This is a genomic window from Nonomuraea sp. NPDC026600 (assembly GCF_040638335.1).
GTDB lineage: Bacteria > Actinomycetota > Actinomycetes > Streptosporangiales > Streptosporangiaceae > Nonomuraea.
On the sequence record NZ_JBEZYD010000001.1, the window covers coordinates 608,546 to 629,186 of the forward strand.

18 protein-coding genes are annotated in these 20,641 nt (G+C 71.0%); 8 read left to right on the forward strand and 10 right to left on the reverse strand.

Annotation, left to right across the window (positions count from 1 at the left end; translation table 11 throughout):
• Positions 1 to 137: 137 nt before the first annotated feature.
• The 3 genes from AB0F17_RS02775 to AB0F17_RS02785 all read right to left on the reverse strand — a co-directional run bounded on the left by AB0F17_RS02775 (position 138) and on the right by AB0F17_RS02785 (position 3,488).
• The gene (locus AB0F17_RS02775) at positions 138 to 1,337 is read right to left on the reverse strand and encodes a phosphatidylinositol-specific phospholipase C1-like protein (RefSeq protein ID WP_358015101.1); all 1,200 of its coding nucleotides are present in this window, start codon (positions 1,335 to 1,337) and stop codon (positions 138 to 140) included.
• A 175-nt stretch (positions 1,338 to 1,512) separates the two neighbouring features.
• Positions 1,513 to 3,174 (reverse strand): tetratricopeptide repeat protein, encoded by a 1,662-nt coding sequence (locus AB0F17_RS02780; RefSeq protein WP_358015104.1) that lies wholly within the window; start codon positions 3,172 to 3,174, stop codon positions 1,513 to 1,515.
• Positions 3,175 to 3,269: 95 nt separating this feature from the next.
• Complete coding sequence (locus AB0F17_RS02785; protein ID WP_358015107.1) at positions 3,270 to 3,488, reverse strand: hypothetical protein; 219 nt, start codon at positions 3,486 to 3,488, stop codon at positions 3,270 to 3,272.
• Positions 3,489 to 3,573: 85 nt separating this feature from the next.
• Here AB0F17_RS02785 and AB0F17_RS02790 point away from each other — a divergent pair, with 85 nt between their 5' ends.
• A complete protein-coding gene (locus AB0F17_RS02790; protein WP_358015110.1) occupies positions 3,574 to 4,167 on the forward strand; it encodes an MFS transporter in 594 nt (197 codons plus the stop codon).
• Positions 4,131 to 4,727, forward strand: a complete 597-nt coding sequence (locus AB0F17_RS02795; RefSeq protein ID WP_358015113.1) for a copper resistance protein CopC — start codon at positions 4,131 to 4,133, stop codon at positions 4,725 to 4,727. Before AB0F17_RS02790 ends, AB0F17_RS02795 begins: the two co-directional genes overlap by 37 nt.
• A 15-nt stretch (positions 4,728 to 4,742) precedes the next feature.
• Here AB0F17_RS02795 and AB0F17_RS02800 read toward each other — a convergent pair whose 3' ends face one another.
• Entirely contained in the window at positions 4,743 to 6,389 is a 1,647-nt protein-coding gene (locus AB0F17_RS02800; RefSeq protein ID WP_358015116.1) for an L-lactate permease, read from the reverse strand.
• Between the two features lie 88 nt (positions 6,390 to 6,477).
• Here AB0F17_RS02800 and kduI point away from each other — a divergent pair, with 88 nt between their 5' ends.
• From kduI to AB0F17_RS02815, 3 genes are read left to right on the forward strand one after another with little or no spacing between them, the layout of a single operon-like run.
• Positions 6,478 to 7,284 (forward strand): 5-dehydro-4-deoxy-D-glucuronate isomerase, encoded by an 807-nt coding sequence (kduI, locus tag AB0F17_RS02805; protein ID WP_358015119.1) that lies wholly within the window; start codon positions 6,478 to 6,480, stop codon positions 7,282 to 7,284.
• 18 nt (positions 7,285 to 7,302) lie between these two features.
• Positions 7,303 to 8,019 carry an SDR family oxidoreductase gene (locus tag AB0F17_RS02810; RefSeq protein WP_358015122.1) on the forward strand — a complete coding sequence of 239 codons (717 nt, stop codon included), beginning with the start codon at positions 7,303 to 7,305 and terminating at the stop codon, positions 8,017 to 8,019.
• Positions 8,020 to 8,033: 14 nt separating this feature from the next.
• Positions 8,034 to 8,801 (forward strand): IclR family transcriptional regulator, encoded by a 768-nt coding sequence (locus AB0F17_RS02815; RefSeq protein ID WP_358015125.1) that lies wholly within the window; start codon positions 8,034 to 8,036, stop codon positions 8,799 to 8,801.
• 30 nt (positions 8,802 to 8,831) lie between these two features.
• On the opposite strand, the gene AB0F17_RS02820 is transcribed toward AB0F17_RS02815, so the two are convergent.
• From AB0F17_RS02820 to fxlM, 3 genes are read right to left on the reverse strand one after another with little or no spacing between them, the layout of a single operon-like run.
• Positions 8,832 to 9,308 carry a DUF6653 family protein gene (locus tag AB0F17_RS02820; protein ID WP_358015128.1) on the reverse strand — a complete coding sequence of 159 codons (477 nt, stop codon included), beginning with the start codon at positions 9,306 to 9,308 and terminating at the stop codon, positions 8,832 to 8,834.
• The gene (locus AB0F17_RS02825; protein WP_358015131.1) at positions 9,305 to 9,901 is read right to left on the reverse strand and encodes a TetR/AcrR family transcriptional regulator; all 597 of its coding nucleotides are present in this window, start codon (positions 9,899 to 9,901) and stop codon (positions 9,305 to 9,307) included. The genes AB0F17_RS02820 and AB0F17_RS02825 overlap by 4 nt, the downstream gene beginning before the upstream one ends.
• A 27-nt stretch (positions 9,902 to 9,928) precedes the next feature.
• A complete protein-coding gene (gene fxlM, locus AB0F17_RS02830; RefSeq protein ID WP_358015134.1) occupies positions 9,929 to 11,125 on the reverse strand; it encodes a methyltransferase, FxLD system in 1,197 nt (398 codons plus the stop codon).
• Between the two features lie 164 nt (positions 11,126 to 11,289).
• On the opposite strand from fxlM, the gene AB0F17_RS02835 reads away from it, so the two are divergent.
• Positions 11,290 to 11,535, forward strand: coding sequence for a Fe-S cluster assembly protein HesB (locus tag AB0F17_RS02835; protein ID WP_358015137.1), 246 nt, complete (start codon positions 11,290 to 11,292; stop codon positions 11,533 to 11,535).
• A 99-nt stretch (positions 11,536 to 11,634) separates the two neighbouring features.
• Here the strand turns inward: AB0F17_RS02835 and AB0F17_RS02840 are convergent, their stop codons facing one another.
• Entirely contained in the window at positions 11,635 to 12,615 is a 981-nt protein-coding gene (locus AB0F17_RS02840) for an acetylxylan esterase (protein ID WP_358015140.1), read from the reverse strand.
• A gap of 159 nt (positions 12,616 to 12,774) precedes the next feature.
• Here AB0F17_RS02840 and AB0F17_RS02845 point away from each other — a divergent pair, with 159 nt between their 5' ends.
• Together AB0F17_RS02845 and AB0F17_RS02850 are read left to right on the forward strand one after the other, a co-directional pair.
• Positions 12,775 to 14,532: a CBM35 domain-containing protein gene (locus AB0F17_RS02845; RefSeq protein ID WP_358015142.1), complete on the forward strand. Its 1,758-nt coding sequence runs from the start codon at positions 12,775 to 12,777 to the stop codon at positions 14,530 to 14,532.
• Positions 14,533 to 14,644: 112 nt separating this feature from the next.
• Positions 14,645 to 15,796, forward strand: a complete 1,152-nt coding sequence (locus AB0F17_RS02850; protein WP_358015145.1) for an alpha/beta hydrolase — start codon at positions 14,645 to 14,647, stop codon at positions 15,794 to 15,796.
• A gap of 4 nt (positions 15,797 to 15,800) precedes the next feature.
• Here the strand turns inward: AB0F17_RS02850 and AB0F17_RS02855 are convergent, their stop codons facing one another.
• The gene (locus AB0F17_RS02855; protein ID WP_358015148.1) at positions 15,801 to 19,793 is read right to left on the reverse strand and encodes a hypothetical protein; all 3,993 of its coding nucleotides are present in this window, start codon (positions 19,791 to 19,793) and stop codon (positions 15,801 to 15,803) included.
• Positions 19,794 to 20,077: 284 nt separating this feature from the next.
• Positions 20,078 to 20,641, reverse strand: coding sequence for an NADPH-dependent FMN reductase (locus tag AB0F17_RS02860; protein ID WP_358015151.1), 564 nt, complete (start codon positions 20,639 to 20,641; stop codon positions 20,078 to 20,080).

Genomic DNA, 20,641 nt, shown 5'->3' on the forward strand with positions numbered 1-20,641 from the left:
CACGGGCAGCTCCCTCTGTGCCTTGCGCGGTCGCTCCTCCCGCGTCCTCGCGAGCCTCCCACGCGCCACCGACAGAATCCGTCCCGGCCCGCGTACGGGCGTGGCCGGTCACCCTCAGGTAGTCAGCTCTCAGGTGATCAGCGCTTCTCCAGGGACTGGTCCCGGCAGCCGGTCGGTGCGTTCACCGGGTTGCAGCGGGCGACCGCCCCACCGGGCAGTTCGGCCGTGTAGTCGCTGCCGTGCCTCGCCGACAGGCCGACCACGGGGAAGTCGGTGCTGACCATCTGCGCCCCGCTGTCGAGGGCGGCTCGCAGGCGGCTCGTGTCGCCCGAGCGGGCCTCGGTGAACGGTACGTCGGAGCGGGTGCGGACGTAGTAGCCGCGCCGGACGAGGTCCTGGATCTGGGCGGTGTTGTCGCCCTGCGGCTCGTTCCAGCCGACGAACGCGGCGTCGGCGCGGCCGGGGCGGGAGTTGGTGAACAGCACCCTGCCCTCCAGGCTGGGCCGGTCGGTCAGGTACGGGCCCTGGATCTCCGTCGCCTGGTTGTCCATGAAGAACATCACCTTGCCGCGTGACGACGACAGCTCGGGCCAGCCGTACTGGAGCACCGATTGTTCCAGCGTCTTGCCGGGGCGGCGCACGTTGTCCGGGGCGATGAGGCGGCCGGCCGGGAAGATGGAGCGGATCTCGGCGTCGAGCGCGTCCAGCAGGGCGGTGTCCCACTTCGGGCTCTTGGCGCCGCCGAGGGCCTCCTTGGCCGGGTCCGTGCTCTTCAGTTCGGTCAGGATCGTCAGCGGTACGTGTCCGGGGTGCGCGTCGGACCACTCCCGCACCTGGCGCAGGCAGGTGACCAGGGTGGAGCAGTTGGTGCCGTAGTCGTGGTCGGCCCAGTGGAGCACCTTGAAGCCGGGTTCCCGCAGCGCGGGGTCGGCCAGCGGCGGGAGGCCGGCGTCGCGGCGGACGAGCGGGGCGGTGTAGAGGCCGCCCTTCGGGTCGGGGAACACATCGAGTTCGATGCCGCGCACGTGCTGGTCCTGGAACTGGCGCGGGAGCGCGGGGTGGGAGAACTGGAGGTTCCACCAGTTGGCATCGGTTTTGCGCTGGACATCCTTCTCGGCGTCGGTCAGTTCCCGGTGGTAGCTGTTGTGCGTGGCCATGGTCTGGATGTGGTTGATCCGCAGCGGCCCGCGACCCGCCGCCGCTGCGGCGGCGGTTGCGGCAGTCTGCCCAGCATGAACCGCAGTATCAGCGGCGGGTACGGCGGAGGCGGCGGGCGGTCCGGCCAGGGAGGTGGCGGCCAGCAGACCGGCGGTGATCAGGGCGGGGGCGCGGCGCATGGGGCTCCTAGTGTTCGTGATGTGACGGGAGAGACCGTCTGAGGGCCGGGTTAACTCCCGATCATGAAATATCCGAACAAGCCAAGAAAAATGCGTAAACGTCGTGATTTGCCGCTTATATCGCGCAGATTTACCCTGCGAAGTCACGGGGCGCAACGAGAGGAGCGACCGCGGTTCACGCTTCCTGATCGGTGGGCCGTTCCCGGCGGCAACGCTCCTGCGACGCCCGGGTCTTGGGGTGGTTCTCGCCCAGTACTCGCAGGCGGCGCTGCCACGTGTCCTCGTCCAGGGCCCTCGCCGCCTCGTGCTCGCCCAGTCCGTCCAGGCTGAAGGCGAGGGCGGCGGCCTCTTGCAGGGTGTCGGGGTGGTCCTCGCCGAGCGTCCGCCGGTACCGCAGGAGGGTGTCCTCCCGAAGAGCCCGCGCCCCCTCGTAGTCCCGGGCGTCGTACATGCTGATCGCGAGATTCCCGGCCGCGCGCAGAGTGACCGGGTGGTCGTGGCCGAGCGCCTCCCGGTTCAGCCGCAGCGTCTCCTCCATCAGATCCCGGGCCGCCTCGGGCTCCCCGACGCTTTTGAGGGTCGCGGCCAGGTTGCCGGCGACGTTCCGGGTGTCAGGGTGGGCCTCGCCCAGTGTCCTGCGGAGCCGGGGCAGGATGTCCTCCCACAGGGTCCGGGCCTCCTCGGACCGGCCGCCGCCGAAGAGACAGCCGGCAAGCCTGTTGGCCATGGCCAGGGTGTCCCGGTGGTCCTCACCGAGAGCGGCGGCCCAGTCGCGGTGGATCGGGCGCGCGATGTTCACCCCGAGTTGGTGCTGCTCCGACAGGTAGAAGAAGCGCACGACGCGCACGAGGAGCGCCCGGAACCGTTCGGACTCGTAGCTCGTGAAGTCCGGTCGGCTGAGGAGGGTCCGCACTTGAGGGACGAGCCTTCGGTAGTCGTCCCAGGAGCCCGGGCCATCGGGATCGGTCACCCGCATGGCGGCGTCCAGAGCCAGTACGGCGCGGTAGAGATCCCCGGAACCGCCGGCCCAAGGGCCGTCCTGGCGTGCGGCCGGTCCGGCGTCACCGGCCGGGATCCGGGCCGGGGCTTCGAAGGGTCGGGGCCGCGCGGGCATCTGGGACGGCTGGGTCTGCTCGGATTCGAGGCGGAGTGCCGGGCAACCGGGCTGGTGGCCGATGAATCCGCAGCCCGAATGGAGGGGGGACGGATCGTGGCCGGAATAGAGCGCGGCGATGGGATACGCCTCGAACGGCCGGCCGTTGTCGTTGATGACGAGAGTGCCGTCGTATTCCGCGCACTCCCAGTCGAGTTCGATCTGCCAGCGGACCTCGTCGGTTCTCACAACGGCTTCGAAGCGGAACTGCTCCACGTCGGTGGCGCTGATCGTGAACGGAAAGTCCTCGCCTTCGGCATTCAGCCGCGGCGGATCGACGTCCAGCTCGGTCTTGAAGTACCGGGGCACGATGGTCTGGCCCAGCCGGGGTATGAGACAGGCCGGCCGGGGATGCCGACGGGACAGCACGACGACCCGGGCAGCGTGCAGAACCACCGCCCGCGCCGTGCGAGCCTGCAGCGTGACGACATAGAGCGTCCCACTGGGCGCCATGGCCTTCGGCGGGTCGGCATCCACCACCAGGTCCGCCAAGGTCGAACCGGGTCCGCGCCGCACCCGGACGATGACCGGGTTCTGCAGATCGCTCGGCGCGTCGCGCGTGCCCTGGTGGAAGTGCACGCCGTCGTGGATGACACCCGCCTGGACGACATTGCCGTAGTACCCGTCACAGATCGCGTTGCTGAAAGGAATGGGTTCGCTCTTGCCGCCCATGACATCACCCATCTCCCGCGGCCCACGGAGTGCTTCACGGAGGAGCATAAGCGGGCCACGCGTTTCCATGGGTCGGTCACTTCGCTACTCAGGTAGCGAGACAAGGGTCAGTGCCCGGCGTGCTCCTGGGGCTTGGCCACCACCCAGGCCCGGGCGGAGCCCACCTGACGCTCCAGGTCGGTGAGGAGGGCGGCCAGGTTCTCGTGGTCCATGTACGCGGTCTGCTCGATGCTCGATCGGTGTGTCTCCACCTGCCCCGCCAGGCTGTTGATCTTGCTCAGGGTGTCGCTGAGGTCCCGACTTTCCTGCTGGTTCAGATCGCACATGCCTTAACAGTAAATTCAGCCCCTCAGGCCGTACATATGTCCGGCAAGTAGGTTGTGCGTGCCCGAAGGCTGGAAGGATGGGCGCATGCGCCTCGCCCGAGCCATCGTCTTCGCGGTGGTGTGTGCCGCCGTTTCGGCGGCTGGGCATGCCTTCGCGGGTGGCGGGGCGGTCGCGCCCGGCGTCATGGTGGCGGGCGGGTTCGGCGCGCTCGCCCTGGCGTACGTTCTGAGCGGGCGCGAGCGTGGCCCCGAGGTGGTGCTCGGCGCCACGGTGGGGACGCAGGCAGCGCTGCACAAGCTGTTCGAGCTGACCGCGCCCGGCACCGGGCACGCGCATTTCGCCGTGGGCATGGCGCTGGTCCATCTGACGATCGCCGTGCTGACGGGCTGGTGGCTGCATCGGGGCGAGAGCGCGCTCTGGCTCATGCTGCGCCTGTCGGGGCGGCCCCGGCTCGCCCTGCCGCGGCCGTTCCGCGCGATTCCCGCGATCGCCCCGGCTCCGGTACGGCCGGCGCCGGCTCGGCGGGCGCCGCTCAGGCCGTCGATCACCGGCCGGATCGCGACCGCGGAGCCACGGAGAGGACCTCCCACGAGGGGAGACACCGAATCGCCAACAAAGCTTCCCTCGTCATGGAGTCCATTTTGTCTTCCCTTTTTCGCAGAACCCTTGTGGCGGTGATCGGGTGCGGGCTGTTCCTGACCGTCACCGCGCCCGCCGCCCTTGCCCACGACAGCCTCAAGAGCAGTTCACCCGCCAAGGGCGCCACCGTGTCCGGCGTCGAGACGATCGAGCTGGAGTACTCCTCCCGCGTCCGCTTCCCGCTGGTGGTGCTGCGCACCGCCGCCGGCCAGACGATCAAGCTCGGCGAGCCGCAGGCCGACGGCCCCAAGGTGCGGACCGCCGTGCCCGGCCCGCTGGCGGGCGGCTCGTACGTCATCGCCTGGCGGGTGGTCTCGTCCGACGGCCACCCGATCGAGGGCGAGATCCCCTTCACCGTGAAGGGCACCTCGTCCAGCTCGACGACGCCCGAGACGGCGGCTGCCACGACGGCACCCGCCGTCTCGGCGCAGACCTCCCGACCTGCCGCTGCGGCGCAGGGCGGGGGCGGCATCCCCGGCTGGCTCTGGGCCGGACTCGCCGCGCTGGTCGTACTCGGCCTGGCGATCTGGCTGCTGTCCAGACGGACGGCCGGCCCCGACGAACCCGCCGGGCAGCCGGACGCTCCAAGGGCTCCGTAGCCGGATCGCCCGGCATCAGGGCACCAGCCACCCCAGCACGGGCGTCGACTGCAGGAACACCAGCACGCACAGGATGAGCAGCAACACGGCGCTCCAGCCGATCACCCGGCGGAACAGGTTGCCCTCCTCCCCCACCAGGCCGACCGCGGCGGTGCCGATGGCCAGGTTCTGCGGCGAGATCATCTTGCCCATCACCCCGCCGGAGCTGTTGGCCGCGCCGAACAGCTCCGGCGGGATGTTCAGCTGGCCCGCCGCGGTGGTCTGGAGCTTGGCGAACAGGGCGTTGGCGCCCGCGTCCGTACCGGTGATCGCGACGCCGAACCAGCCGACGACCGGTGACAGGAAGGCGAACAACGCGCCCGCGCCCGCCAGGAACAGTCCGAGCGTCTGGATCTGCCCCGAGAACTGCATCACGAAGGCCAGGGCGAAGACCGACAGGATGGTGACGATGGCCCAGCCGAACTGCCGGATCGTCGCCCCATAGGTGGCCAGCGCCGAGGCCGGGCTGATCCGCAGCACCAGGAGCGTGAGCAGCCCGGAGACGAACAGCAGCGTCCCTGGGTGCGCGGCCCACGGCAGTTCGTAGACCACCGGCACCGCCTTGCCCGCCGGGTTCACCAGGTCGAACCCGGGCCAGGCCGGCTTGACGGTGAAACCGGCGAGGTAGGCCTTGATCGCGGGGATCTGCGCGATGGAGAACAGCGCGATGATGATCGCGTACGGGGCGAAGGCCGCGAGCTTGTCGCCGGTGGTGTCGCCGCCGGGGCGGCCGTGGACGCGGACGAACACGGGGTCGTCCACGGACCCGCCCGCGATCGGCGTGGGGCGCGGCGCGAACCCGACCGTCTCGGCCGGCTTCCAGATCTTGCCGAACGCGACCAGCACGATCGCCGAGACCAGGGCCGCCGCGATGTCCGTGAGCAGGTAGTTGACCTGCGACATCAGGATCTGTGTGGCGCCGAAGCTGAGCCCGGCGACGAGCGCGGCGGGCCACGCCTGGCGCAGGCCGCGCCGCCCGTCGGCGACGTAGACCAGAATGAACGGCACGAGCAGCGCGATGAACGCGGTCTGCCGGCCCGCCATCGCGCCGAACGGCTCGGGCGGCAGCTCGGTGACGCTGCCCAGGATCGTGATCGGGTTGCCCATGCCGCCGAAGGCGACGGGCGCGGTGTTGGCGATGAGCGCGATGACCGCGGCGCGCATCGGCTCGAAGCCGAGCGCGATGAGCATGACCGCGCAGATGGCGATCGGCGAGCCACCGCCGGCCAGAGCCTCGATGAGCGCGCCGAAGGAGAACGCGATGACGATCGCGGTGATCCGCTTGTCGTCGCTGATGCCCTGGAAGGCCCGGCGCAGTACGGCGAAATGGCCGCTGCGCTCGGTCATCTTGTAGATCCAGATGGCGTTGAAGGTGATCCACAGGATCAGCAACACCGCCCTGGCCGCGCCGTACACGGCGGAGTCGAGTGCCTGGGCGATCGGCATGCCGTACGCGAACGGCAGGACCGCGATCAGGAAGCCGACGACCAGGCCGGAGATGCCCGCCCAGTGCGCCTTCCACTTGAAGACGCCCAGCAACACCAGCACCGCGAGCAGGGGCAGGGCGGCCAGGAGGGCGGACAGCCATAAGGAGCCGGTGGGGTTGAAGTTCTGCTGGTACACCGAGCGCCTCCGGGGGTTAGGCGTTCCATTGGATAGAACAGTGTTCCGTGTCTAGGATCGTAGGACGCGGAACAACCGGAGGGAAGAGATGGAAATACGGCATGCCACCGCACCCGACCAGATCCGCCACTTCGGCACTGCGGAGCTCCGCGCCCGCTACCTCGTCGAGGGCCTGTTCGGGCCGGAGGTGGACGGCGTCTACACGCATCAGGACCGGATGGTCGTCGCCGGGGTGCGGCCGAGCGGGAAGGCGCGGCTGACGGCGTTCGACGCGCTGCGGTCGGAGCACTTCCTGGAGCGCCGCGAGCTGGGTGTGATCAACATCGGGGAGACGGGCACCGTGGAGGTCGACGGCGTGCCGTACGAGCTGGACCCCAAGGACTGCCTGTACGTCGGCAGGGGCGCGCGCGAGGTGACGTTCGAGCGCGGCACGTTCTACCTGGTCTCCGCCCCCGCGCACGAGACGTTCCCGACCACGCACGCGCGGCTGAAGGACGTGGATCCGGTACGGCTCGGCAGCGCCGGCGGCTCGAACGACCGGACCATCTACAAGTACATCCACCTCGACGGCATCCGCAGCTGCCAGCTCGTCATGGGCGTGACCGTGCTGGAGCCCGGCAGCATGTGGAACACCATGCCGTGCCACACCCACGACCGCCGTACCGAGGTCTACCTGTACTTCGACCTGCCGCGCGACGAGCGGGTCGTGCACCTGATGGGCCGCCCCGACGAGACCCGCAACCTGGTCGTGGCCAACGAGCAGGCGGTGATCTCGCCGAGCTGGTCGGTGCACTGCGGGTTCGGCACCCGCAGCTACGCGTTCGTGTGGGCGATGGCCGGGGAGAACCAGGCGTTCGACGACATGGACCAGGTCGCGATCACCGAGATGCGGTGACGGATGGAGCTGTTCTCTTTGACCGGCCGGACTGCGCTGGTCACCGGGGCGCGGTCGGGGATCGGCCGGGCGATCGCGGTCGGCCTCGCGCGGGCCGGGGCCGACCTGATCCTGCACGGCCACCGCGACGACCTCGACGAGACCGAGCGCCAGGTGAAGCTGCTCGGGAGCGACGTACGCAAGCTCGTCCTCGATCTGAGCGACCCGGCCGCGATCAGGCCCGCGCTGGAGCCGATCCTGGCCCGGAGCGAGGTGGACATCCTGGTCAACAACGCGGGCACGATCAGCCGGGGCTCGACCAGCCTGGACGACTGGCGCCGGGTGATGGCGATCAACCTCGACGCCGGGTACGTGTTCGGCCAGGCGCTGCTGGAGCACGGCGCCACGAAGGTCATCTCGATCGCGTCGCTGCTGTCGTTCCAGGGCGGCATCAACGTGGCCTCCTACGCGGCGGCCAAGCACGCGGTGGCCGGGCTGACCAAGGCGCTGTCCAACGAGTGGGCGCCGCGTGGCGCGCAGGTCAACGCCATCGCCCCCGGCTACATCGCCACCGACAACACCACGGCCCTGCGGCAGGACGCGCGGCGCGAGCAGGAGATCAGGTCGCGGATCCCGGCCGGGCGCTGGGGCGAGCCCGCGGACCTGGCGGGCGCGGCCGTCTTCCTCGCCTCGCGCGCCTCCGACTACGTCACGGGCCACATACTGGTCGTGGACGGCGGCTGGCTGGCCCGCTGAGTATGCTTGATCGGGTGGACCACCGGCCGAGCACCGCTATCGACAAGGCGCTCTGGGTGCTGGAGGCCCTCGCCGAGCACGAGAGCGTGACCAAGATCGCGACGGCGACGGGCCTGCCCAAGTCGACGACCCACCGCATCCTGCAGTCGCTGGCCGAGCACGGCTTCGCCCGGCCCGACGGCACCGGCGGCTACCTGCCGGGCCCCAAGATCCTCACGCTGGCCGGCCGGATGCTGGCCCGCTTCGATCCGGTACGCCAGGCCTCGCCGGTGCTGCAGCGCCTGCACGACCAGACCGGCTACACCGTGCACCTGGCCGTGCTCAACGGCGACGAGGCCGTCTACGCCGCCAAGCTGGAGGGGCGCAAGCCCTACCAGATGCCCTCGCGTGTCGGCATGTCGCTGTGGCTGCACACCAGCGCGATCGGCAAGGCGATGCTCGCGGCCATGTCCGACGACGAGGTGGCGGGCATCACCACCCGCACCGGGCTGACCAGGCGCACGCCCGCCACGATCACCACCCAGGCCGCGCTCCGCCGCCACCTGGCGCGGGTGCGCGAGTGCGGCTTCGCGATCGACGACGAGGAGAACGAGGCGGGCATCCGCTGCGTCGGCGCGGCCGTGTTCGACCACACCGGGCACGTGGTGGCCGGGGTGAGCATCTCGACGCTGACCCACGAGCTGTCGGTCGACGACGCGCAGGAGCTGGGACCGCTGGTCGCGGGCACCGCCCACGAGGTCTCCCGCACCCTCGGCGCGCCGCTGGAGCTGCCTACCGCCTAAGCGGCCCGGTGCTGCCCGTACAACCGGCCCCTAAGCGGCCCGGTGCTGCTCGTACAACTGGCCGAGGCGATCGATGCGCCAGAGCTGGCCGAGCACGACCAGCGTCGCGCCGAACACGGCGGGCCACACCGCCAGTGCGACCAGCCCCCAGGCCAGCAGCGCGAACCCGGCCGAGCCCACCGCGATGAGCAGGCGCTGCACCTTACGGTGGTCGCCGGTCACCAGCGACCGATCCTGCAGCCACATCTTCTCGCCGTAGATGCCTTTGGCCGCCCAGCTCGACGGCCGTTCGATCGCCGGGAAGGCGTGCGGGTTGACGATCAGCCAGACGACGACCAGCGCCACGGGCACCAGCGACCACCAGCCGATCCACGTCCGGCTCCAGATGGCCAGCATCATCAGCGGGATCGCGGCGAACCTGGTCCAGACGCTCCACGGGTTGGCGTGCCGCTTCCACGCCTCGTCGGTCATGCCCGCGGCCTGCGCGTATCTCTTCAGCACACTCATACGATGAGCCCCCTTGCCAGCGCGTTGATGGTGGCGTCGAGCACCTGCTCGAAGTCGGGTCCGTACCTGTCGCGGTTGACCACCAGCAGGCCCGCGGTGCGCAGCACGCCCATCAGCACCTCGGGCGGGACGTCCGCGACGATCACGCCGTCGCTCTGCCCCTGGGCCAGGTAGTCGATCAGCGGCGTCATCAGGTGCGGGGTGACCCGGGCGAGCTCCTCGGGGCCGACCCTGCGGGCCACCGCCTCCAGCTCGTCGGGGCGGGTGAGCAGCCGCCGGTAGAACGGGTCGGTGGTGAGCGCCTCGACCATGCCCCGCATGAGGCCGGCCAGCGCCTGCACGCTGGGCGGCCGGTCGAGCGCGGCGGCGAGCAGCTTGCCCATCAGCGGCGCCCGGCGGACCATGACCTCCTTGTAGAGCTCCTCCTTCGACTCGAAGAACGCGTAGAAGCTGCCTTTCGCGATGCCCGAGGGGGCGACCAGCTCGTCGAGCGAGGTCTTCTTCAGCCCCTGGGCCGCGAAGAGCTCTTCGGCGGTGTCGAGCAGCCGCGCGGTGATGCGCGCCCGGTCGTCCGCCGTGAACGCCACGGCCATGTGAATCCCTATGACTGGTTCGGATATTCAGTCATAGCTTAGCACCAGGCGGGTGTGCCGCTTGGCGATGACGGCCACCCCGTCCGGCGCGGGGCCCGGGTAGGCGTCTATGCGCAGGTCGCCGGCCTCCGGGCGGCCCGCCGCGTCCCACGCCTGGACGTGCGCGGCCAGCTGCGCCGCCAGCGCGGCCCCGTCTGGCCCGTATCCGCGGACCAGCAGTTCCTGCCCTGCCCCGCCGGGCCCGTATCCGCGGGTGAGCAGCTCCGTCCCTGCCGCCAGTACGGCCAGGCCGTCCGGGTCGGCGAGGCCCACCGTCATGCCGTACCCCTGGGTGGTCACCGGGGCCCACGGCAGCCGCCCGGTCAACGCGCACCAGCGGGGCTCGTGCGTCGCCAGCCACAAGCTGATCCCGCTGCCTATCAGCGACAGCCGCGACAGCGGCGGCACGCCGGCGGCCACCTCGGCGGCGGGGCCGTCCAGCATCGCCACGACGTCGCCCACCTCGCGCGGTTCCGGCAGCGTGAGCACCAGGTCGGCCTCGCCGTCCAGCATCAGCATGACCTCGGGCCCGGCGGAGGGCCCGCGCATGCGCATGAAGCCGCACGGCTCCACCGACCGGCTGGACCAGTGGTCACCTGCGTACTCCATGGCCACCGACACCTGCACGCCGCGCAGGTCGAGCGGCACCACGAGCCTGCCGCCCGGCGCCAGCTGCGCCAGCCAGGCCGGGGAAAGGTCCCACACGCCGACGGTGGCGATCACCCGGTCGTACGGCGCCGCCTCCGGGAAGCCGGCCGCGCCGTCGGCGCACGCGACCACCACCTCGGGGTACCCGGCGTCGTCGAGATGCCGCCGGGCCGCCGCGGCCACGTCGGCGTCGATGTCGAGGCTGACCACGCGGCCCTGCGGCCCGGCCAGGTGCGCGAGCAGGGCGGCGTTGTAGCCGGTGCCCGCGCCGATCTCCAGCACCCGCCCGCCGGGCCGGACGTCGAGCTGGTCGAGCATGATGCCCATGATCGCGGGCTGCGAGGAGGAGCTGATCGGCCGGCCCTCCTCGTCGCGTTTGGTGACGATGGGCTCATCCCGGTAGGCCGCCGCCGGGTCTGATTCCGGCACGAAGAGATGGCGCGGGACCAGGCGGAAGGCCTCCGCCACCCGCCCGCTCATCTCCCCGCGTTCCAGCAGCTGGGCGACCATGGCCGCGCGGTGCTCGTCGAACTCCATATCCGACATGATCCCCGCGACCCCCGCAGAATGCCGGTAAAGAATTCAAGTCAGGGGGTTTGACCCGCTCGATGAGGGAAGGGCAGGCAGTTCATGTACGTCGATCGTGAGGAGGAGCCGTAGTGCTCACCCTGACAACTAACGCAGCTCAGGCGATTCGTGACTTGACCGCGTCCGCCCCTGAGCCCGCTCAGAGCGGCATCCGCATCTCGTCCCAGGGCGAGGGCGCGAACTCGCTGACCCTGTCTCTGGCGACCGCGCCGGAGCCGGCCGACGAGGTCGTCGAGGCCGAGGGCGCGCGTGTGTACCTCGACCCGGTGGCCGCCACCGTCCTGGAGGACAAGTCTCTGGACGCGGGAGCGGACGACCAGGGCTCCGTGTCCTTCCTGGTGACCGACCAGCCCGTCTAGACGGGCCCTGTCGGCCTGGCGGCCGGCCAGGCCGGCCCGAACGGACCATCACTGGTCCGGTACGACCGGATGTATCGGACGTACCGGACCAGCGGTCTGTCAGCCGTCGGCGAGCAGCTTGTGCAGGTAGCGGATCTGCTCCTCGCTCTGGAAGCCGCCGCCGCCCTCGTGCCCGTTCCACGGCCAGACGCTGATCTCCTTGGGCCCGCGCCAGTGGTTGTAGGCCGCGAAGACCGTGGACGGCGGGCAGATCTGGTCCATCAGCGCCACCGAGTAGAGCGCGGGCACCTGTCCGCGGGCGGCGAAGTTCAGGCCGTCGAAGTACGACAGCGTCCGGAAAACCTGCTCGGCGCTCTCCCGCCGGGTGGACAGGAAGCGGACGATCTCCTGGTACGGGTCCTTGTCGGTGATCTCCACGGCCCGGCGGAAGTGCGTCAGGAACGGCACGTCGATCAGCGCCGCCTTGATCGACGGGTGCAGCGCGGCGGCCGCCTGGGCGATGCCGCCACCCTGGCTGCCGCCCGAGGCGACGATCCGCGAGGCATCCACAGCCGGGTGCGCGGCGGCCACGTCGACCGCCCGGACCGCGTCGGTGAAGACCCGACGGTAGTAGTACTGGTCGGGGTCGAGGATGCCGCGGGTCATCATGCCGGGGGCCTGGGCGTTGTCGCCGCCGTACGGGTCGCCGGTGACTCCGGGGCTACCCGGGTTCGCACCGCCGTGACCCCGGGTCTCCATCACGAACACCGCGTAACCCACGGCGGGCCAGACCAGGTGATCCTTCGGGAAGCCGCGGCCGCCGCTGTAGCCGATGTAGTGCATCACGCACGGCACCGGCCCCTCCACGCCACGCGGCACCAGGAACCAGCCATTGATCCGATGACCGCCCCAGCCCGCGAAGGAGACGTCGTACACGTCGACCGAGGCGAGCGGCAGGTCGTAGCGGGTGAACTCGGCCGCCGAGTCGAACTCGCGCGCCTCCGCCAGCGTGCGCGTCCAGAACTCGTCGAAGTCGGCGGGCTCGTCACGGTCGGGGAGGTAGGAGTTGAGCTGCTCAAGCGGCAGATCGAACAGGGCCACGTAGGTCTCCAGCCTTGTAGAGGTTGGAGCTATTTCATCGTATTGATAGGTGTTCGCGCTATTTTGGGCCCCTCTACGGGGTTGACTGTGCTTTGACGGAGTGGTCCCATCTCCAGTTGTTAGGAAGCCTTCCTAACGAATTCGGCAGAAGGGCCAGCCGTGCACTTTCCAGCTCGGGCTCGCTTACGCCCGCTGATCCTGCTTCCCCTCCTCACCCTCCTCGCCGCCGGCCTGACCGCGCTGCCCGCGCGGGCGGCCACGGTCCGCTACGAGGCCGAGAACGCCACCATCAGTCAGGGCGTGGTCGAGGCCAACCACACCGGCTTCTCCGGCACCGGCTTCGTCAACGGCGACAACGTCGTGGGCCCCTACACCGAGTGGACGGTCAACGCCCCCTCGGCGGGCACCGCGACACTGGCCATCCGCTACTCCAACGGCACCACCTCGGCCCGCACCGCGGACGTCTCGGTGAACGGCACCGTCGTCTCGGCCGGCCGCTCCTTCGGCACCACCGCCAACTGGAACACCTGGGCCACCTCCACGCTGACCGCGACACTCACCGCGGGTGACAACAAGATCCGCGTCACCTCGGCGAACGCCGGCGGCAACCCGAACCTCGACTACCTGGAGGCCACGGTCGCCGACGCCCCCGCCACCGAGTACCAGGCGGAGGCGGCCACCCTGTCGGAGGCCAGCGTGGCGACCAACCACACCGGCTACACCGGCACCGGCTTCGTCGACTACGTCAACGCCGTCGGCGGGTACATCGAGTGGAGCGTCAGCGTGGCCGACGCGGGCACCCACACCCTGACCTTCCGGTACGCCAACGGCACCACGGTGACGCGGCCGATGGACATCGCCGTCAACGGCTCCGTGGCCGCCACCGGCGTGAATTTCGCCAGTACCACCAACTGGGACACCTGGGCCGACGGCCAGGTCACGGTCACCCTGAACGCCGGAGTCAACACGATCCGCGCGACCGGCACCTCCGCCAACGGCGGCCCGAACGTGGACCGGCTGTCCGTCAGCGGCTCCGGCGGCCCGGACGGGCAGGCGCCCAGTGTGCCCGCGAGTCCCCGCGTGACCGGCACCTCGGCCGGCAGCATCTCGCTGGCCTGGAACGACTCCTCCGACAACGTCGGCGTGACCGGCTACAAGGTCTACGAGGGCACCACCGTGGTGGCCACCTCACCGACGGCCAGCGCCACGATCAACGGCCTGACCTCCGGCTCCACGCACAGCTACACGGTCACCGCCGTGGACGCGGCCGGCAACGAGTCCGGCCACAGCGCCACGGTCACCGGCACCGCCACCGGCGGCACCACCGGGCCCACGGCCGACCAGCTCCTGGCCAAGGTCACGGCGTGCAGCCAGATCTCCAACGGCAAGTACAAGACCGACTCCGACGTCAGCACGGCGACGGTGGCGGTGTGCGAGAAGACCGGCGCGGTGTTCTGGAAGGGGGACATGGACATCGACTGCGACGGCGTCCGTACGACGCAGTGCAACGAGGACACCGACTGCTGCTTCCTGCCAGAGACGTTCTGCGAGACCAGCGCCGGCGGCCCGCTCAACGCGGCGCAGCTCGCCTACATGGTGGTGCCCAGCCCCAGCAGCACGTGGGACTACCGGACCAAGGGCATCGGCTGCGGGACGGTGGTGGCGATCGTCTACAACGGCCAAGTGGAGTACGCCGTCATGGGTGATACCGGGCCGACGGGCATCATCGGCGAGGCGTCGTACCGTACGGCCGCCGACCTGGGCATCAACCCGGACCCGAGCAACGGCGGCACCGACAGCGGTGTCACCTACATCGTGTTCACCGGGTCGGGCACCAAGGTGTCGACGGTCGAGAACCACACCCAGGCCGTGAACCTGGGCAGGACGCTCGCCCAGCAGTTCCTCAGCAACAACTGAACCCGCCCGGCCGGGGTGGGGCGTCCGGGTGATCCGGACCTCCATCCCGGCCTCCTGGCCGCCGCTCGCCGATTCACCCTCCCGTACAGGTGGTTTGAGCTAGTTTCGGCCTGTGCGTTCTTTTGCCAGACGAGCCGGTCGGCTGCTGACCGGGCTCGGGATCCTGGCACTCTCCCCGATCCCGGGCCTGGCGGCGCTGGCCGGCATGGCGATGCTCGGCGCCAGGCCGGACGTCTTCACCGTGACGGGGCTCGCGGTGTTCGCGTCGGTGTTCTTCCTCGGCCTGCTGCTGTGCGTGCCGAGACCGCGCCCGGTCTGGGGGCGCTGGCTGCGGGCCCTGGTCGTCCTGTCGGTGGAGGCCGCCGTGGTCTGGCAGGTCGCGGCCGCCACCCTGCACGCGCCGCCGGGCGGGCCCGCGCCGCTGGAGCCGGTGGCCGGTCAGCGGGAATGGCGGCTGGCGACCGGCTCTGAGCTGGCCTACGTACGGCTGGCGCCCAAGCGGGTCACGCGGCCGGAGCCGGTGGTGTTCCTGCACGGCGGGCCCGGACTGGCCGACCTCGCGGGCGACTCGGCGTTCTTCGCCGGGCTGGCCGCCGACGGCTACACGGTGTACGTCTACGACCAGCTCGGCGCGGGCCGGTCCGCCCGGCTGGCGGACCCGCGCGGGTACGGCCTGCCCCGCGACGTGGCCGACCTGGAGGCGGTACGGCAGGAGATCGGCGCCCAGCGGCTCATCCTCATCGGCCAGGACTACGGCGCCCGGCTGGCCGCGGCCTACCTGGCGGAGCATCCCGACCAGGTCGCCAAGGCCGTCTTCGCCGCCCCCGCCGCCCTCGACCGCCCGCGGGCCGCCGCCCCCTTCACCGGCCCGGAGGTTCTCTCACCCCGTCTGCTCGCGGTCTACACACTCCTGAGATCGAATCCCCAGGCCGCCCATGCCTTCGCCGGAGACCGCGAACTCGAGCACGACCACGCCGGCGGCTACGCCCGGCTGGCCGAGCGCACCGCCCCCACCGGCCTGCGGCAGAGCCTGGCCGCCTCGCCGGTCCCGGCCCTGATCGTCAAAGGCGCCCGCGACCGGCAGGAGTGGTCGACCGTGGACGGCTACCGCGCCGCCCTCCCCCGGGCGGGGGTCGCCTACCTGGCGGACGGCTCGTACCGGGGCAAGCCCTACCTGAGCACCCTGCGCACCTTCCTGGCCGGCCGCCCGGTGCGTACGTACGACGGCGGCGGCCCGCCACCCGGCTACCTGGGCCCCCGCTGACGGCTCAGGCTCGGGGATCGCCCGTGGCGCAGTGTCCGGCCTTGGCACTCGCCACCTTCCACTCGGCGCCGGGGAACGGCGACATGAAGTGCGTCAGCAGGTCCACCGCGTAGTCGGGCACCTGCCCGCCGGGGTCGAGCAGCGACACCATCTGCGGGCCGTCCGCGCCGCGCAGCGTGATCGAGTTCGTGCCCTTGCCCGCGACGAAGCCCGGCTTCGCGTCGAGGGTCAGGCAGGCCAGCTGCACGCCCGCCGCGCTGATCGCCTGCTTGGCGCCGATCCGGCGCATCCGCTGGTCGTAGCGGCGCATGGCGAGCGAGGTGGCCGGGCCGATGCGGACCGTGTCGCGGAAGATGTCGCTGCCGAGCTTCCTGCTCAGCTTGACGTTCAGGTGGACGTCGGGGCGCAGGTTCACCCCGCTCGCGGCGAGGGCGAGGCGTCCGTAGTCGCCCTCGAAGCCGGGGGCGACGTAGCCCAGCGCGGGCGGCGCCTTCATGCCGAACGGGATCTTGCCCGGCCTGACGCGCAGCCACGCCATCCGGCGGACGTCCAGCGACACGTCCTTGATCGTGCTCCTGCCGAGCCCGAAGTCGCCACCGACCTGGTAGGACAGGAAGCCCGTGGTGTACGGGATCTCCTTGCTGACCGCGATGCGCTGGCGCGCGACCGGGTCGATGGCGAGCCCGGCGCGCACCTGGATCCGCCCCGTCGGCACCGGCCTGGACACCAGGTCGAGCGACTGGTCGGGGTTGAGCCGCACGGTGGTGTCGGCGGCCAGGTCGGTGACGGCGAGCGACACGTCGCCCAGCTTCCCCTTCGGGTCGATCAGCCCGCCCTCCACGCCGAGGTAGCCGTCGAGCGTGTTGACGCCGCCCAGCGCCTTGTAGGTGACGGCGGGCATCCGCAGGTTCGCGCCGGACGCGTCCGCGTCCACGCCGAACCTGGCGGGCACGTCGCCGAAGCGCAGCTCGCCGGTGCCCGCCCCGTCCACGGTGACCTTCGCGCTGAGGCGCTTGACGGCCGCGGAGTTCGTCACCCGGATGCGGGTCTGCGCGCCATAACTGCCCTGTACGGCGACGGCGGCCGGGACCGGTTCGATGGCCACGTGCGCGCGGAGGTTGCCCGCCTCGGCCAGCAGGTCCAGCGAGCCGAGCGTGGCGGCCGGCTCGATCCGGTAGTTCGCCTGCACGGCGTTGCCCTGCGTCACGTCGAACGGGCCGACGGACATGCTGGTGATCTTGGAGGGCAGCCCGGTGAGCGTGGCCCGCGCCTTGATCGGCACCGGTGCCAGGATCGTGCTGGCCAGGTAGACGCCCAGCGAGCGGCGCTCGGGCGCGAATCCGGCGAACGTGAACGACTTCCTGGCCAGGTCCACCGTGACCTGGTCCGGCAGCCCCCGCACGTCGAGGTAGCCCTGGACGCCGAAGCAGCCGCGGTCCGTGCAGAAGGCACCCGGCGGGCAGCCGGGAGATCCGGCGACACAGCCGCCGTCCACCAGCGAGATGCCGCCGGGCACGGCCGGTGCGGCGGCCATGTTCTTGAGCGCGCCCGCCTTGCCGAGCCAGGCGCGGGCCGTCATGTCGAGCCGGGACCCCGAGTACGTCAGCGCGCCGCCGGCCGCCGAGACCGCGAAGCGGCCGGGCAGCGGTCCGAGCCTGCCGAGCAGCCCGAAGCGCAGGTCGCCCCGGGTGACGTCGGTGTCGAGGGCGAGCGTCTGCCGGGCCGCCTTGAAGTCGGCGGTGAACCCCTGCTCCCCCGGGCTGAACTCGACCGCCGACAGGCCCTTGACCCGCACACTCGCGTCGAGGTCGCCGGTGGCCTGGTCGTAGTGGGCGGCCAGGTGCGGTCCGGCGGGCGCCCTGGCGCCGTCGTGGTTGGTGAACGCCACGGCCGCCGAGCCGACCGGGCCCGACAGGCCGCGGAAGCGGTAGGCGTCGCCGTTCCAGGAGGCGTCGAAGCGGGCGGGCACGCCGGTCACCTCGGCGGCGGCGGTGATGTAGCGGCCCTGCGAGTTCGCGCGGGCCAGCGCGGAGACCGAGCGCACCGGGCCGTCCGAGGTCCAGGTCAGCGTCTTGGCGGCGGTGTCGGCCACCAGTTCGACGTGCTTGCGCACGCCGGACACCTCGGCCTGGACGTCCTCGCCCTGGGGCCTGGTGACGTACGCCTTGTTCGCGTAGATCCGCACCTTGCCCAGCGTGGAGGAGGAGGTGATGTCGACCGTCGAGCGCTCCCCCAGCTCCCAGGCGGCCTTGACGTCGTCGTGCACGCCCAGGATGGTGCCGTCGATCGTGGGCCCCGACCTGGTGTCGGCGTAGGCGGCCCTGACCTTGTCGATCACGCCGCTGGCCTGGTAGACGGCCTTCCGCGCGGCCGGGTCGAGCGTCACGTCGACCTTGGCGGGCGTGTTGGAGATCTCCAGCCTGGCCAGGCGGGTGCCGTCGATGCTGGCCGCGCCGAGGAAGGACCGGCCGCCGGCGTCGACCTCCAGGTGAGCGTGGGGCACCGAGCCGTACGTGACGTCGAAGCCGGACAGGCCCGTCAGCAGCCCGGACACGCCGACGGCGTCCCCGTTCTTGATCATCGTGACGTGGCCGCCACGCGGGCTGGAGATGGCGCCCTCGTCGCGCTGCAGCACGACCGCGAACCGGCCGATCTTCGAGCTGGAGGTGTGCGTCACGCGGTGCTCGGCCAGGTCGTTCACCAGGCGGACCTTGGCGGGCAGGCCGCTGATCTCGGCCCGCAGCACGGTCTTGGCGGCGGCCCGGTCGAAGTAGAGCAGCTTGGCCGAACCGGCCCGCGGGCGGCCCGAGTCGATGGTGAGGATCTGCTTGCCGTTCGCGGCGGTGTACGCGGCGGTCATGGACGGCGGGACGTCGCGGGCCTCGACGCTCGCCGCCCTGGCGAGAGCGCCGTCGCTGTAGACGTAGCTGTGCAGCTCGGCGTGGCGGATCGAGCTCGGGCTGCTGAAGCGAATCCGGGCGCCGTCCTTGCCCCGGGTCAGCGCGATCTTGGCCCTGGTCGGCATCTTGTCCAGCAGCGCCTGGGTGTAGCGGCTGCCGCTGACCGCCAGCGCGTCGAGCTTGGCGGGGGCCGAGCTGGTGACGTCCAGGGTGGTCGAGTCAAGGTTCACGTCCACCGAGAGCTTCTCGGTGGCCGGCGTCTGGCGCAGGCTCACCACGCTGCGGCCGGTCAGCCCGGCCACGATCGCGGCCGACGCGCCGGGGTCGGTACGCTCGACGCTCGCCTTCACCCGCTTGCCCGTGAGGTCGACGGTGAAGGTGCCCCAGTCGGAGCCGGACAGCGACGCGCCCCGGTGCAACCCGTCGAAGCCGACCGACACGCGGCCGTCATACTCCGCCCAGACCTGCGCCTTGAGGTTGGTGTCGGCGCCGGGCAGCCGCCTGACCGCGAAGCCGAGCCCGGCGGCCGAGTCCTGGGGACTGGCCGTGGGCACCAGGTCGGCGGCCAGGTCGGGCATGCCGTCGCCGGTCACATCGGCGGCGGCGGGCACCCCCACGGGCCGGGAGACCGAGCAGGAGACCGGTACGGCCTCGCTCTCCACGCAGAGCCGGTAGGACAGCGCGGACGCGACCTTCTGGGCGCCGAGCTTGTCGAACAGCCCCGCGGCCGGATTCTTCACCGCCAGCGTGGCCGCCTGACCGGTATCGGGCAGCAGCCGCTTCGGATCGGGCCGCCGCGCGCCGACGCGCTCGGCCGCCTCCGCGGTGATCTCGTTGACCAGCGTGGGCCCGGCGGGCGTCGTCACCTCCGGCGCCTGCGGGCCGACGCTCTCGGCGCTCGCGTCCCTGCGGGCCAGCGACGGCTCCAGCGGCACGGTCACGACCGCGGGCGCCGGTTGCCGCATGGCGGGCACGGGGCGGATCTTGGGCTTGGCCGCCTGTCTTTCCGACGGCTGCTCGTACGACGGCGTGGCCGCCTGCGCGGCGACGGGCACGGCCACCAGGGCCGCGCTGGTCATGGAAGCGGAAATGAGCACGCGCATGAGGGCGTGCCATGGATACCGCACGGAACACTTACCCCCGAAGCGGTGCGATTTATCCCAACAGCAACATAGGTCACAACCCGACCACACTTCATCACTTACCGTCAAACTGGGATTCGACATGGAACCCCAACCTCAGGAAATGTCCGGACGGATGTTCTGGTTCGGGCCAGGACTTCTCGGCGACGCAGGGGTGCAGACGGGCCACCGACACGTAGGCCGGCCAATCGGCGCCGGCGGCGGCGGCGGCGGCGATGAAGGCTCGCTCTCAGGGTGGTCTACAGGTCCGAGATGTCGTGGTGACGCCGGATGTGCGCCGCAAAGGCCCGCATGTATCCGGTCAGAAATTCGGCGGTGGACCGCACCTGGATGGCTCCCTCGTCGTCGATCAGTCCCTTGGTGAACTGGATGTAGGCCTCGGGCTGACCCAGCACCGGGGAGTTGGTGAAGGACAGGATGGTCTTGAGGTGCTGCTGTGCGACCGCGGTGGAGATCGGTCCGGGTGAGGTTCCGATGATCGCGGCCGGCTTGCCGTTCAGCACGTTGGCTCCATAGGGCCGGGTCGCCCAGTCGATGGCGTTCTTCAGCGCGCCCGGGATGGACCGGTTGTACTCCGGGGTGATGAACAGGAGAGCGTCGGAGGCTTTGATCGCGTCCTTGAACTCCTGGGCCACGACGGGGTAGTCCGCGTCGTGGTCGTGGCTGTACAAGGGCAGTTCGCCGATGGGGATCTCCGTGAGGCGGAGTTCCGGCGGCGCGAGACGGGTCAAAGCCAGAGCGAGCTTCCTGTTGATCGACTTCCGGGACAGGCTCCCGACGATGTAACCAACGGTGTAAGTCAT

Bases quoted from the DNA above. Each gene is read 5' to 3' on its own strand.
- AB0F17_RS02775 (WP_358015101.1), bottom strand. From the start codon at position 1,337: ATGCGCCGCGCCCCCGCCCTGATCACCGCCGGTCTGCTGGCCGCCACC.
- AB0F17_RS02780 (WP_358015104.1), bottom strand. From the start codon at position 3,174: ATGGGTGATGTCATGGGCGGCAAGAGCGAACCCATTCCTTTCAGCAAC.
- AB0F17_RS02785 (WP_358015107.1), bottom strand. From the start codon at position 3,488: ATGTGCGATCTGAACCAGCAGGAAAGTCGGGACCTCAGCGACACCCTG.
- AB0F17_RS02790 (WP_358015110.1), top strand. From the start codon at position 3,574: ATGCGCCTCGCCCGAGCCATCGTCTTCGCGGTGGTGTGTGCCGCCGTT.
- kduI (WP_358015119.1), top strand. From the start codon at position 6,478: ATGGAAATACGGCATGCCACCGCACCCGACCAGATCCGCCACTTCGGC.
- AB0F17_RS02820 (WP_358015128.1), bottom strand. From the start codon at position 9,308: ATGAGTGTGCTGAAGAGATACGCGCAGGCCGCGGGCATGACCGACGAG.
- AB0F17_RS02825 (WP_358015131.1), bottom strand. From the start codon at position 9,901: ATGGCCGTGGCGTTCACGGCGGACGACCGGGCGCGCATCACCGCGCGG.
- fxlM (WP_358015134.1), bottom strand. From the start codon at position 11,125: ATGGAGTTCGACGAGCACCGCGCGGCCATGGTCGCCCAGCTGCTGGAA.
- AB0F17_RS02860 (WP_358015151.1), bottom strand. From the start codon at position 20,641: ATGACTTACACCGTTGGTTACATCGTCGGGAGCCTGTCCCGGAAGTCG.